The organism is Brevibacterium sp. 91QC2O2 (assembly GCF_024580695.1).
Lineage (GTDB): Bacteria > Actinomycetota > Actinomycetes > Actinomycetales > Brevibacteriaceae > Brevibacterium > Brevibacterium moorei.
Map to the genome: position 1 here is coordinate 102103 of NZ_JANIJY010000004.1, position 13335 is coordinate 115437.

Consider the following 13335-nt stretch of genomic DNA (forward strand, 5'->3'; position numbering starts at 1 on the left):
GCTCGGCCGAGGGAGGTAGCAGGCCTCGACGGGTGAACGCACGGGAACCGGAGGCGCAAGTGATCGTGCTCAACGGCGGATCAAGTTCGGGAAAGACGTCTATCGCACGAGCACTGCAGGAATCCCTTCCCGGAACCTGGCTGACCTTTGGGGTGGATACGTTCATCGAAGCGTTACCCGGCCGGGGCGACAGCCTGAAGTCCGGAATCAGCTACGGCCCTGATGGCACTGTCGTGGTGACGGAGCAGTACAAACGGCTGGAACGCGCTTGGTACTCAGCACTGCATACGCTGGCGCACTCGGGTGCCAACATCATTCTTGACGAGGTGCTGCTTTCCGGAGGTGAGGGGCAACGGCGTCTACAGTCAGCATTTGATGGGGTGCCGATGCTGTGGGTAGGAGTGCGCTGCGATCCAGAAGTTGCCGCGGCCCGTGAATGTTCTCGCGGCGACCGCGTACCGGGCATGGCACGCTTACAAGCCTCGCGTGTTCATGACTGGGTCGTGTACGACATTGAGATCGATACCACTGCACGATATCCCGAAGCCTGCGCACAGCTACTGGCCGATTTCGTGACCTCGAAACGTTACTCACCCGTCGAGACAGAGTGATCGGACTTGCCATCTTGTTTCGAACAGCAATGCATCCCTGATTCCTGTGGGAAAGAAACCAAACGGAGCGTCAAGTCAGAGCACGAGGACGTATTTCAGCAGCGCCGCACCCTCAGAGGAAACGTGATCTGCGTGATGGCCTTTCGGCCCGCAAGAATCACTAACCTGGTAGGTTTCGGCTCATGAATACTGCAACCTCGCCTTCTGATGCAGTTCCGCGATACAGAGAGGTATCCAAACCGCAAAACTTAAACCCCATGCGGAGATACGCGCGGATGGCCGGTGCGTTGATGTTAGTGACTTCCAACCACAAGGTTCGTGCGTTCAGTTCACGCCCGTAGTTAGCAGCGAGGCCAACCAGTTCCCGTCCCAGCCCTCTCCGACGATACTGAGGGGAGAGTTCCAAATCCGCTATCACGACTCGTCGATTCCACACCTCGAAAACCACGTCAATAAACCCGCAGGGGGTCCCGTGCGCGTTAACGGCAACAAATCGCGCTGACTCCTCGACATCCTCAACGTCGGTGTCTTCGCCAAGAGGAAACCTCTTGACGATCGGAGAGGAGACACTCTTCTCGTTGAGAGTAAACCCGTTGGCAGAAGGCCGCACCTCGAAAATGGTGTCGGTGACGAAGGAACCATCAATGTCACCGAGCACCAAGTCATCACTCGGCAGGCCCCGACGAAATGTCACCCTGCCAGAGTCAAGGAACCTGCCAGAGTCAAGGAAAACGTCTTTCTGCCGTTCACTCACCTGGCAATCGTAGCAAGGCACCCAGAGATGCAACCGCGGTCGACTCGTTGGCCGTGACCCTGGCGCTTCGGACAATCTCCTTATTGCCTTTGGAGCCGGACGGCTTCCTTCTGCGGATTCTGCGTACGCCGGGCATGGTCTACCAGGTCAGCGGGTCGAGTCGAAGGTAGAAGTCCAGGCGGTCGGGGTCAAGGGCGATGCCGTACCGGGAGGCGAAGTCGTGATCCGCCCATTGGGCCGTGTCTTCGTTGGGCCAGGTCTCGCGAGCGTTCGCCAGCAGGAGCGCGATGTCGGCGTAGGGATCTGCCTGTCCGAGTCGGCCGAGGTCGATGAGCCCGGCCACGAGCGAGGTATCAGGGTCAATAAGGATGTTGGGGAGGCAGAAGTCTCCGTGGCAGACTACCCTGTCGGCGTCCTCTTGTTCCTGGCGGGAAGGGAGGTCGCGTTCCAAGCTTTCGAGGATCACCGCGGGCGGGGTCTCGATGAGGTGCTGGGGCAGGAACTCGGGGTGGACCCGGTTCTCGACGACGGTCGCGCGGGCCAGCGTGATCATCTCGTCCAGCGTTCTGCCGTACGGGCACGTGCTGGCGGGGATGCTATGCAGCCGGACCAGGGTGTCGGTGATCGACGGCCATGCCTGAGCGAGATGGGCCGGGTCGAGCCGGTCAGCCGGGACGCCCGCGACGGCGCTGGTGATGAGGCAGGCGCCGTGCTCGGTGATGCGCCAGTCGAGCACGCTGGGGCCGGGAATCCCGGTGGTCGACAGCCACTCGATCCGATCGCGCTCGCCTTCTAACGTGTGCGCATCAGCAACGGAGACGACCTTGGCGAACCGTTCCCCGGACACGTGACGCAGCACAATCGCGCCTGACTCGCCGTCGGTGACGCGCGCCCACACCGAGCAATCGGAAAGCAATCCGGTCAGTGGCATCGAGGGAGACGACATGCCTCTATCATCTCGCGTCGACCGTCCTTCACGTGCCCTACGCGACCTCACGACCAATACTGACCAAACACAGCATGTCCGCAATGACGGCAAAGCAGCGCGCGATGTTCGCTCACCTACTGCGCATGACGGTCTCGATGCGGATGATGAGCGCCGGCGACGGCTACAAGTACCTTCTGTACTCGTTCGCGGCCGCAGACGCCGACCGCGCTGGCTCTCGACGCCGCTGATCCACTACTACGCGAAGTAAGGTGCCCCGTGCGCGAGCAGAAGTAGCCGCGTCTGGATCGGCTTGTTTTTGCAGCGAACCCTCAGAAGAACTCGTCCATGAGCCGGTAGAACCGTGTCCGTGCCGGGTCGAGGTCCTCGATCCCATACTGGTCGAGGAATAAGGGCACCCATGATTGGCCGAGTTGCTCGGCTATGTCCCGCGTTGCTAGCGCGAGGTCCTGGTGACGGTCGGCAACTCCCAACCGCCCGCAGTCGATGAAGCCAGAGAAGCGGTCCTCGTCCACAATCAAGTTGGACAGGCATGCATCCCCATGCGTAACAACGAGATCTTCATGAACGGGACGAAGCCCTTGAAGCATCGCGAGCAGTTCGCTTGGGTCGCGGTCACGGTGTTCATCGTCGAAATCATTAGTGTCGACTAGGCCCGCCTCCCAACGGGCACGGGCCTGCTCGATGCGGTGAGAGACACGGTGGTCGAAAGGGCAGCTGTCCGTCATCAGAGTGTGCAGCCGGCGCAACGCCTTAGCCGCGATCCGGGCCTTTGCCGCAGGTTCAATCGGAGCGGAGGACAGGTCGTTGCCGGGAACGTCGTCGAGCAACAACCAATGCCGCCCTGTAGAAGTGATTTCGTCGAGCACGCGGGCACAGGGCACTCCCGTTGTCGTCAGCCATCTCAGGCGCGCCGCCTCACCCGGGAGTTCGCCCAAACATCTGACTGGTTCCGTCTTAACAAAGAGGACGTCTCCGTCTGGAGACGTCAACCGAAAAACGGCTGCGTCCGATCCACCGGTTGTCTGCAACTCCCATGAGTAGCCGGTCAGTTCCTGTTCCCACGTGATTGGGAACGCAGGGCGGACTGGGGACATCCGGCTCCTAACAAGACTGCGGGTTCTGGCCAAGTATAAGTCGTTCTGAATCGATCCGACGTGCTCGACCACGAGCGGCATCGGGTCAGCTGCGGCTGTACAAATCATCGACGTAGGTTGTCTCGCAGCAGCTCGGTTTCACCAATGGAACGCATCCCGGGAGTGCACCTGACTTGGCACTATGGTGTCGATGCGGATCTTGAGCGCACGCGACGGGTACAAGTACCTACTGCCCATCGTCGCGGCCGTCGACGATGACAGGTCGTTGTCGACTGCTCTGGCGTGCTGCTACGCGGAGGCGGGGACGCCGCCCCCCGCCGCTGGTCTCGCCCACAATCTACGCCCCGCGTATCCGGTGACATCAGTAGGCTGGAACTGCGCACAGGCCAACATTCACAGGTGAGTGCGTTTACCGAACCTCGGCTACCCGAGTTCAACGTGCTCGGCGACGTAGTCCGCGGGAACGATGACCGTCGCACCCCACTTTGCTCCGGCGCGTTGGAGGACGATGGAGCCATCGTCACGGACATCCATCACGTTCCAGCGGTCGCCGTTGCGCACCCATCCGCGCCCGGCCCTCAAGCGCCTGTCGTTGCGTCGCGTGATGACGACATCCCCGGTGGCGGCGCGAGTGCCATCATGGAGATCTACTTCGCGGGGCCCTCGGACAACGCCGTCAAGAATCAAGTCGGTGCGGGCTCGGGTGTTCAAGGCGGTGACCGACTCGTTGGAGTCCGACACCAAAACGGTGGCTTTGCCTGCCAGCAGATCTGCGCGCCAGGCAATGTAGGCGGAGTTGATCATTTCCTCGGTCTCACCGTCGTGGATACGGCCGTGGGTCTCGTAGGTGTCGATGACGTCGGTGTGTCCGTGCCGCAGGTCCAGGGAGGCTGTCTTCTCCCATGCATGGGTGAAACGGTGGACGTCTATCAGTTCGGGGGCATCTCCTCGGTCATGGACCAGCAGCCCGAAGGCACCACCCGCATCAACGGACTGGAGCTGCGCGTAGTCACCAACCAGCAGCACCTTCGTGCCTGCCTCTGCTGCGAAACCGGCGATTCGGTAAAGGGAGAGTGTGCCCGCAAGGGAGGCTTCGTCCACGATGACGAGTTGACCGGCTTGGAAGGTGGCGCCGGTGGTCTGGTGGGTCTGCCACCATTTCGCCGTGTTCTCCGTCGCGATACCCAGGTCCTCCGCCAGAACCTGGGCCGCACCCGCGGACGGCGCCAGCCCGACCACCGAGCCTGTGCCGTGTTCGGTTTCCCATGCTCGGCGCAGGGCGTTCATGGCAGTGGTCTTTCCAGCACCTGCGGGACCGACCAGCACGTCCAGGACCCGGCCGGAAACCGCGATCTGTACGAGGGCCTCCGCCTGGTCCCCACTCAGCTCCCGTCCTTCGGCGTCTGGACGCCGTGCGATGCGTTCCATTGTCCCCAGGCTGACCGTCAGCCCGGTCGTGTCATGGCTGCGCTCCAGGAGCCGATCCTCAGCATCAAGAATCTGGCGGGAAGAATAGACGGTGGAGTTCTTCGGCCGGAAAACCGAGGTGGCGTCCACGCGACGAAATGCGGCGGGGCTGGAGGCCAGTTCGAACGGTGTCAATCGCAGCGAGACCGTCTCGGCGGCATCCACGACCAGGCCGACGATGGCTTCGCGGTCCTGGGCGGTGGCGAACCGATAGTCCATGGTCTGGCGGGCTGCTTCGGCGGTGAGGTTCCAGCGCCGCCACGTTGAGCGCTTCTCGCCGACCGCAGCGACGACGCTCTCGCCGAGGTTGCGGACAATGTCGAGGGGAATGTCGTCGGCCCGCAGCAACAGCGGTGCCTCGTTGGCTGCAACCCGGCGGGCCCACCCGGTTGCATCCTCACCCAGCACAGTGGCGGCGCGGTTGCGCCATGTTGCGGTCAGGTCGGCCAGGGAGTGCACGGTCTTCTCGGGGCGTGTGGAGAGCGTTGCTTGTGCCCGTAGCTTCATGATCGTCGTTGCCGATGGGCGCCGCCCGTGCTCGGCCACGTACTTGTCGATGAGCCGGTCGGTTGCCTCGTCGATGTGGCGTGCACGTGTCGAGAACTCCGCGATCAGCTCTTCGGGAACGTTGGCAATCGCCCATGCTGGGTTGCGGTCCCGGCCACGGGCGCGTGCCTCCCACTCGACCCCGAGCATCCGTGTCAGGTGATCGGCAAAGACGGCCTCGTGCAGCTCTGAGAGAGCCACGGTAGCTGCGTGCATCGGCCGTCCGTCCAAGGATCTCCACTTCCCGTCCAGAACGGTCTGGACCTTGTTGCTGATCACCACGTGCGTGTGAAGGTGTGGGTCACCAGCACGGGAGTCGTAGTGGTCATAGGCGGTGGCGATGACACCGCGAACGTCGACCTGGGCGACAGCACCGTCGGCAGCGTTTGCACCGGTGCGAGTGGCTGCAACCTCACTCTCCATGTACGCGATCATGTCCGCAACCGCGTCGTGATGCGCTTGGGCGATCAGGGATTGCATGCCTGCATCCGCAACCGCCCAGAGCACGCTGGCGGATTTCGGGATCGAGAACGTGAAGTCGAATCCTGCAACCGCCCGTCGCGTCCCGCGTTTGGCTTCCTCGGCCTCGATTGCAGTGATTGCACGGGCACGTGCTGCCGGATCAAGGTGCGAGTCAAGGGTTGCGGTCCGCTCTTCGATGCGTTGCGCGATGGTCTTGTAGACCGGATACGCGCGACCCAGGGGTGCACCCGTCACGGGGTCGCGGCCCATACCGACCAGCAGCTGGAGCTGAGCTTCGCTGACTTCGTCGCCCGACGTGATCTGGCCGGTCCCGAGAGCTGGGAGCCCGCTGCCCATCCACCGGCCCGGTGGTGTGCCCTCGGCGTTGTAGTAGCGGGTCAGGGGCGTCGACAGTGACCGATTCCCGTCCCCAGCGGCCACGGTGCGCAGGAGGTACTTGTAGCCGTCCCCGGCCGACATCACCCGCATCGACACTGTCACGCCCGCTCACCTTCCCTCCGTCAGGAAGGAGGTGAACTACCGGGACCACCGGACCTCGATCTGCAAGAGGCGTGGCGGCTCGAATTGGAGGGTCGGTTGACGGTGCCGGGCAGCGTCAGGCAGGCTCAGCTCTGACGTGCGGTGTCTGTTTGGCTCGTCGTTCCGAGCGCTGTGATGAGCCGGGTTCGGATGCGCTGCTTGCGCTGGGCGAAGAACACAGGGAATCCCTCCAGGTCCAAGGGGAGGTTGTCCAGATCATTCTCGGCGATGTAGGTCGCTCGCTTCTCGCTTGTCGGGAACGCTGCCTCGATCCACTGCGCTGGGAGCCCATCCTGCTTCTCGATGTTGGCGGTGCCCGCAAGGAGCTGGAGGTTGGGCATGAGATTGACCGAGTCCAGGTAGTCGTCGATCTGGTTCAATGGGACACCGGCCGCTGCGAGACGCTTTCGTGTGAACCGTGACTTCGGGAAGATGTGATCCTCGTGGAACTTCTTCCCCAGGTCCAGTCCTGGGTAGAGCACCGAGAGCACTGCGAAGGTTCGCTGCCCGCCGTACTTGAGGTTGAGTAGCTCATCGATCTCAGCGTCGTCAAAAACGAGTCCCTTGCCAACGGCGGACATTGCAGTCTCGACTGCTTCGATCGGGAACTTGCTGCTGGAGTTCGCGCGGAGGACGTCTCGGAGGCGTGTGAGGAGTGTGTCGAGCCCCGACCCCCAGATACCGCGCTTGATGAGCGAGCGTGTGACCCAGCGTTGCAACGTGAGCCGGTCGACGGCGTCCGCCGTGGAGTCCAGGTAGGAGTCACCGGCTCCCCGCAGGTAGAGGTAGTAGGCGATCGGGATGATGACGCTGTTCGCGGTGAGGTTGCGCTCGTTAAAACCGAACTGCTGGAGCAGCGTTGCCGCGCGGAGCAGGGCCCCTTTGGTCTCGGGCCACGCCGCCTCGACTCTTGCCATGTTCGACTGGGTGAAGTTCTTGACCTTGAACTGGACGTCCACGCCTGCAACTGTCAGCGCGGTCTTGAGTACGACGTCCTTGGAGAAGGAGAACTGGCGTCCTACGCTGGAGTTCAGTTCGGACACCAAGGATCGGACTTCCTCGCGTGCGTCGAGTTCCTGCCACTGATTGGTCGCCATCGACAACAGCAGATCCGAGTAGGACAGCGTCGTGCCGCCGCTGTTGACGCGGACGAAGATCTCCAGCACCTTGTCTGCGTCCTGGTCGGTTACCAGGAAGTAGTTCATCGGTTTGAGCACCCGGACGGCCTCGTACAAGTCGTAAAGGCGCTGGAACGCATCTGCGGACCCCGCGATGTTGCGGCAGGCAAGCTCCTGCATGATGGCAGGCCCAGCGTTGGCGAGCCCAAGTACCGCTCCGACCCGGTACCACTTGTCCTCGCCTCCGTCTTCTGCTGCGGCTTCCTTGTCGGTGAGAAAGCGCAGGTCGTATTTGAGTCCCAGTTCCTCGTCATCCGGGTCGTCGATGAGGTTGAGGTAGAGCCGTTTGGTGGGGAATGCGTCGGCGCTGTTCCACCACGCGTACTTCTTCTTCTCCGCATAGCTGCCGTACAGGGCAATGTTCAGCGCGGTGAGCCGCTGCTGACCATCAAGCACGGCGGTTGTCCCGCTGCCAGCGGGCACGGTGGCCTTGTCCGCGTACGGGTTATCGCGCTCGTGATAGTTGGTGAGGAACTCGTAGAAGGTGTAGGACTGGGCGGTCTCCGGTTCCACATTCCACAGCAGGAAGGAACCGACCGGGTAGCCGCGCATTAGGCTGTCGACCAGCTTCGCTATCTGATCGGAGTTCCAGACGAACTCCCGCTGGATCGCAGGCAACAGATACTCGCGCTTGTGGATCGCAGTGAGCATCTCCTCGATACTGCGGGGTGTCTGGAATGACATGGAGGTGGGACCTTTCTCAGGCGGTGACCAGCTGCATCAGCTCGGTGTAGTCGGTGACGACGTCGTAGGTGACGTCGCCGTCGTTCTTCTTGTTAAGGGAGGCGAAGAACTTACGGGCGCACTCGATCTTTGCGTCCTCAACGCCCTTCAGCTGGAGAGTTGAAAGTGAACCCTTGGTCTCCGCGACGAAGTAGACGTGCTTGACGCTGCCTTCCTTGAATGCGATTGCCCAGTCCGGGTTGTAGTCGCCGACCGGAGTCGGGATGAAGAACCCGCGCGGGAGCTTCGCGTAGACGGCAACCTCGATGCTGGTGTCCAGCTCGTTGACGAAAGCACGCTCGATCTTCGAGTCGGTCACGACGTAGTCGTAGATGTGCTTCGTGAGCTTGTCACCAGCGTGGGTGAGGTCTTGCTTGGTCTGGTTCTCTGTGAAGATGGCTGAGTCGAACGTCTCGTCCAGGGCGTCGTATGCGAGGTGCTCCACGATGACGGTGGCCTTCTGCTCGTTGATCAGCCGCGCAGCTTCGGTGATGAACTGTTCCGGGTTCAGCCTGAACTTCCCGAACGTATCCGGTCGGACGCCCCTGAGGATCGCAGCGACCGTACGGCGAGTCAGCTTCGTCTTCTCCGCGATCTCACCCAAGAGGTCGTACTTCACCTGCGAGCCAGCCGTCACCGTCTCGGTCACGGTCTCCGTGCTCGACACCGCGAACCCCGAACCCTTCGACAGGTCGTCCGCCTCCAGCTCATCACGCTGCTTGCCAGACTGGATGACGTACTGCATGGACGCAACGTTGAGATGCTTGTCCATGTGCTCGACAGCCTTGCGGATCAGTTCGTCTGAGTCGAACTCGACCTGGTAGACCGCCTTGTGGTTGATCCGACCCCACAGGTTCTGGAACTCCTTGCGCGCGAAGTTGGCCTCGTTGAGGGGAACCTTCTTCGGCTTACGGTCATCGGCAGGCTTGGGTACGTCGATGTACAGCGAGTCGACCAGCGGCCAGATGAAGTCCACCACCGGCAACAAGACCTCCGAAGTCGGAACAGCAAGCGTCCCTTCAGCCTTGGCCTCCTTGTAGGTGGGCGTGATGTGGCCGTCGTCGTCGATGTAGTCGTTGCGCGCCAGGTAGTTGTAGAGGGACCGGGCCAATTGCTCCTCCACGACCGACTCGCCCGCGGTGGTTTGGATTGTCTTGCCCTTGAAGAAGTTGACGCTCGCCTTGCGCGGACGGGCAGCCAGGGACTCCGAGATCTCCTTCTGGAGCCCGTCAACAAAGTCGGTGTAGGACTCGTCGGTGACGACCGTCAGCTCGTTGATGTCGTGGACACGCGCGCCGACGGTTGCCTCGTCCATGCGCTCGCCACGCTGGTCAACAGCCAGGCGGAGGCCACGGCCGATCTCCTGACGTCGGGAGACGGTGTTGTCGCTCTTCTTCAGCATGCCCATGACGAACACGTTCGGGTTGTCCCATCCCTCGCGCAGTGCGGAGTGGGAGAAGACGAACCGTACGGGCTCGGCAAAGGAGAGCAGTCGTTCCTTGTCCTTGAGGATCAGGTCGTAGGCGTCGGTGTCTGTGGACTGGCCTTTGTCATCGCCTCGGCCGGAGACCTTGCCGTCGACCTGGTGCTTGGACTTCTTGTCGATGGAGAAATAGCCCTGATGGACCTCTCGAATCTCGTCGCGGCGCAGATAGGCCTGGTAGACGGCGGTCGCGTCGTCGAGGGCCAGCTCACCAAGGACCTCGTCGCGGATCAGCGCGTACTCCTCCTCGAATATCCGCGCGTACTCGCCGAGAGTGTCTTCGCGGGAGTAATCACGGTACTTCGCGACCTCGTCGATGAAGAACAATGACAGCACCTTGATGCCCTGGCTGAAGAGTTCACGTTCCTTGTCCAGATGGGCCCGGATGACCTCCCGGATCTGGATGCGGCGCTTGGTCTCCTCTGTGACGTCGCGATCGGCGAGCTGACCGGCGAACACGATGTCACCGTTGTTCAGCTCGATCACGTCACGGTTCGCATCGATGTCGACGACAACGAGGGACTTACCGTTGGGGCGGTAGGCCTCCAACCCGTTGGACAAATCGTGGAGGTTCGTACCCTTCTCCACACGCTTAACCTGACGCTTGATCCCCGTCTTGGTCTGAACCTCAATCTCGACCCGAGCGCGAGGTAGCGCACCCTTCGCGATCTCGACCGCTTCCAGGTACAGGTAAGCCGTGGACCCGGCCAGGCCCTTCACGGTGATGCCGCGGACTGCGATCTGCTTGACCAGCTTCTGGTTGTAAGCATCCAGTGCATCGAGCCGGTGTACTTTGGTGTGCTCCACCTTGTGGGTTGCGGAGTAACGCAGCATCATCAACGCGTGGAAGTTCGACAGCGCTTTGAGCGACTTCTCCGCACCAATCTTCTGCGGCTCATCGATGATCACGATCGGACGGTTCGCTGCGATCACATCAATCGGTTTGCGAGACTGGAAGTCATCCAAGACATCGTAGATCCGCCGGTTGTCTTTACCCGTGGCGTTGAACGCCTGGATGTTGATAATCATCACTTGAACGCCAGCATCCGAGCTGAACCGCTCCAATTCGTGAAGTTGAGAGGAGTTGTATACGAAGGATCGCGGCTTGGTCCCGTACATCTGCTGGAAGTGCTCAGCGGTGACATCGAAGGACTTCTTTACACCCTCGCGGATCGCGATAGACGGCACAACGATGATGTACTTCGACCAGCCATACCGCTTGTGAAGCTCCATGATCGTCTTGATGTAGACGTACGTCTTGCCTGTACCAGTCTCCATCTCAACGTCGAGGTTCGGAGCATGGGGAGCAGCCTTACTGTCCTTCAGTGAGGATGAAAGTGGCAGATTCCTAGTCTGCTGAACCTTATGCACGTTGCCCAAGAGCTGTGCATCGGTCAGCGCAATCTCCGCGTTGCGCAGGCCCGAATCCGAGTACAGCGGAGCCATGCCCGCTTGAGGCTTTCCGGGGTCGACACGATACGAGACGCCGTCATGCTTGGGTTGGCCTTCAAACACCTCGACCACCGAATCAACGGCATCTGTCTGATACTGCTGAACCTTGAACTGAAGCTTCATCCCGATCAGATCGCCTTCACTTCAGTAGACGGGGAGACTTCACGGAAAATCTGCTCGACATTGATTCGTTGAGCGTCAGACTCAAATCCATCGTCGCGGAACACAGCACGAACCGGTTTGCGACTGGCGATCTCCCGGATTACATCTAGGCCTATGGAGTTGTCGAAACAGGCAATCAGGGCTCCCTCTTCAACGTCGAAGACTCGGTGCTCAGCAATCGTCTCTTTTTCGACAGGCATCGTGAGCTCCAATCCCCAGTCGATCAGAACCTGGAACAACAGGTCCTCAGCAGTTCGATCACTCTTAATGCTGGGTTCAAGTTCGGTAAGTGCCAGTTGGTCTGTCGCATCTGGCTCTCGGATGACGTCGATCATGTTGGTCGTGTCAATCTTGAGCGTGCGGAATCCACCGTCAACCGCGGTACCGGAAAGGCCAGCTAGGGTGCGCGTCTGATCAGCAGCCCGACGAAGCCGCTCGCGGGCGAGTGCGGGAATCGTCGGAAACCCTGCACGAACCGCATCTGATCCATCGGGGAGAGGTTCTTCCACTTGCACCAGAATGTACCGACGATTCCCGCCGTCTTCTGCGTTTAATTTCATGATGGCGTGCCCAAAAGAACCTGATCCGGCAAAGAAATCCAAAACAATAGAGTCGCGTTCGCTCCCGATACGCAGGATGTCCTCAAGGAACGGAACGGGCTTTGGAGCTGAGAAGTACCTTCCGCCCATAAGTTCTTTCAACTGTTTGGTTGCAGTACTGGTGCTGTAGGACGGTTTGAACCAGAATGACTTCGGCTTCTTTGAAGGTAGCGCTCCCAGTTCGGGCCGCTGCTTCTTGTAGAACTGATATCCATTCTTGGTGTGCTTAAGTACAAGGTTGTGAGTCTCCGCGGCAAACTTTGATTTCTTCCAGTACCAGCTGAGTTCCTCACCGGCCGGGTTTACTGGCCAGACAACCACGTCTTGTGAATCGAGTGGCAAATCGTCTTCCGTTACGTAAGGCTGAAGCGTATTGGTGTTAATGAAAATTGGATACCAGAGGTTGGGCCGCTTCGAGCGCGGCGCATTTACGCCTGTCGCCCGCAAGTTGTCGGCTTCCTTGTAGAGGCCATATTCATCTTCTGCCCACTCGGCGATCAACGCTTCTTCGTCGACGGGGAACTCTCCAAGAGTCGCGGATGCCTTGTCACGAAGGCACACGACGATGAACTCGTGAGTTTCTGCAAAGCCAAATGCATCTTGGTTTCCCTTAAGATTCATCACAACTGGCAAGGCCCCAAGGACGTTGTCGTGGCCAAATATCTCCTCGCAGAGCCGAACGAGATTCGCCACTTCATTCTCGTCAATAGAGATGACGATTAGACCGTCAGACGTCAACAAGTTGCGCGCCAACTTGAGACGCGGGTACATCATGGTCAACCAGTCAGAGTGGAATCGACCATTCGATTCTGTATTTGTGACGAAACGTTCTCCCGCGTCACTGACCTGACCCGAGCGTAGAAGGTGCTCGGCCACCGTGGTGGTTCTATCATCCTCATAGACAAGCGAGTCGCTCCCCGTGTTGTAAGGAGGGTCGATGTAGATCAGCTTGACCTTGCCGAGGTAGGACTCCTGGAGGAGCTTGAGAGCGTCGAGGTTGTCGCCCTCGATGAAGAGGTTCTTGGTCGTGTCGAAGTCGACGGACTCCTCACGGACTGGGCGGAGGGTCTTGGCGATCGGTGCGTTCGCGGCGAAAGCGGCGGCCCGTTTGCCAGGCCAGTCGAGGCGGTACCGCTCCTGGGGGCCTTCAACGATGTGGTCGGAGAGTTCTTGGTGGAGGAGGTCGAAGTCGATGGCACGTTGCGGGTTGCCCTCGTCATCGAGAGTCTCGGTGACAACGGTTGGGAACAGCTCGGCGAGCTTGTCGATGTTCGCCTCGGTCAGGTCGGGCGACGTCATGCGCAGTTTCTCCATG

At 60.5% G+C, this 13335-nt stretch carries 9 protein-coding genes; 2 read left to right on the forward strand and 7 right to left on the reverse strand.

Annotation, left to right across the window (positions count from 1 at the left end; all coding sequences use genetic code 11):
- Positions 1-32: 32 nt before the first annotated feature.
- Entirely contained in the window at positions 33-611 is a 579-nt protein-coding gene (locus NQ036_RS05000) for a chloramphenicol phosphotransferase CPT family protein (protein WP_257057455.1), read from the forward strand.
- A gap of 160 nt (positions 612-771) precedes the next feature.
- Here NQ036_RS05000 and NQ036_RS05005 read toward each other — a convergent pair whose 3' ends face one another.
- Positions 772-1365: a GNAT family N-acetyltransferase gene (locus NQ036_RS05005; RefSeq protein WP_257057458.1), complete on the reverse strand. Its 594-nt coding sequence runs from the start codon at positions 1363-1365 to the stop codon at positions 772-774.
- Between the two features lie 139 nt (positions 1366-1504).
- A complete protein-coding gene (locus tag NQ036_RS05010) occupies positions 1505-2296 on the reverse strand; it encodes an APH(3'') family aminoglycoside O-phosphotransferase (protein WP_182784695.1) in 792 nt (263 codons plus the stop codon).
- Between the two features lie 98 nt (positions 2297-2394).
- On the opposite strand from NQ036_RS05010, the gene NQ036_RS05015 reads away from it, so the two are divergent.
- Positions 2395-2541 (forward strand): hypothetical protein, encoded by a 147-nt coding sequence (locus tag NQ036_RS05015; protein ID WP_168165729.1) that lies wholly within the window; start codon positions 2395-2397, stop codon positions 2539-2541.
- A gap of 81 nt (positions 2542-2622) precedes the next feature.
- Here NQ036_RS05015 and NQ036_RS05020 read toward each other — a convergent pair whose 3' ends face one another.
- The 5 genes from NQ036_RS05020 to NQ036_RS05040 form a co-directional block, all read right to left on the reverse strand.
- Entirely contained in the window at positions 2623-3408 is a 786-nt protein-coding gene (locus NQ036_RS05020) for an APH(3')-II family aminoglycoside O-phosphotransferase (RefSeq protein ID WP_257057461.1), read from the reverse strand.
- A 423-nt stretch (positions 3409-3831) separates the two neighbouring features.
- A complete protein-coding gene (gene mobF / locus NQ036_RS05025; RefSeq protein WP_257057594.1) occupies positions 3832-6372 on the reverse strand; it encodes a MobF family relaxase in 2541 nt (846 codons plus the stop codon).
- A 137-nt stretch (positions 6373-6509) separates the two neighbouring features.
- Positions 6510-8285, reverse strand: coding sequence for a DUF262 domain-containing protein (locus NQ036_RS05030; RefSeq protein ID WP_257057463.1), 1776 nt, complete (start codon positions 8283-8285; stop codon positions 6510-6512).
- A gap of 16 nt (positions 8286-8301) precedes the next feature.
- Complete coding sequence (locus tag NQ036_RS05035) at positions 8302-11382, reverse strand: type III restriction-modification system endonuclease (protein ID WP_257057466.1); 3081 nt, start codon at positions 11380-11382, stop codon at positions 8302-8304.
- A 5-nt stretch (positions 11383-11387) separates the two neighbouring features.
- Positions 11388-13334, reverse strand: coding sequence for a site-specific DNA-methyltransferase (locus NQ036_RS05040; protein ID WP_257057471.1), 1947 nt, complete (start codon positions 13332-13334; stop codon positions 11388-11390).
- Position 13335: the final 1 nt, after the last annotated feature.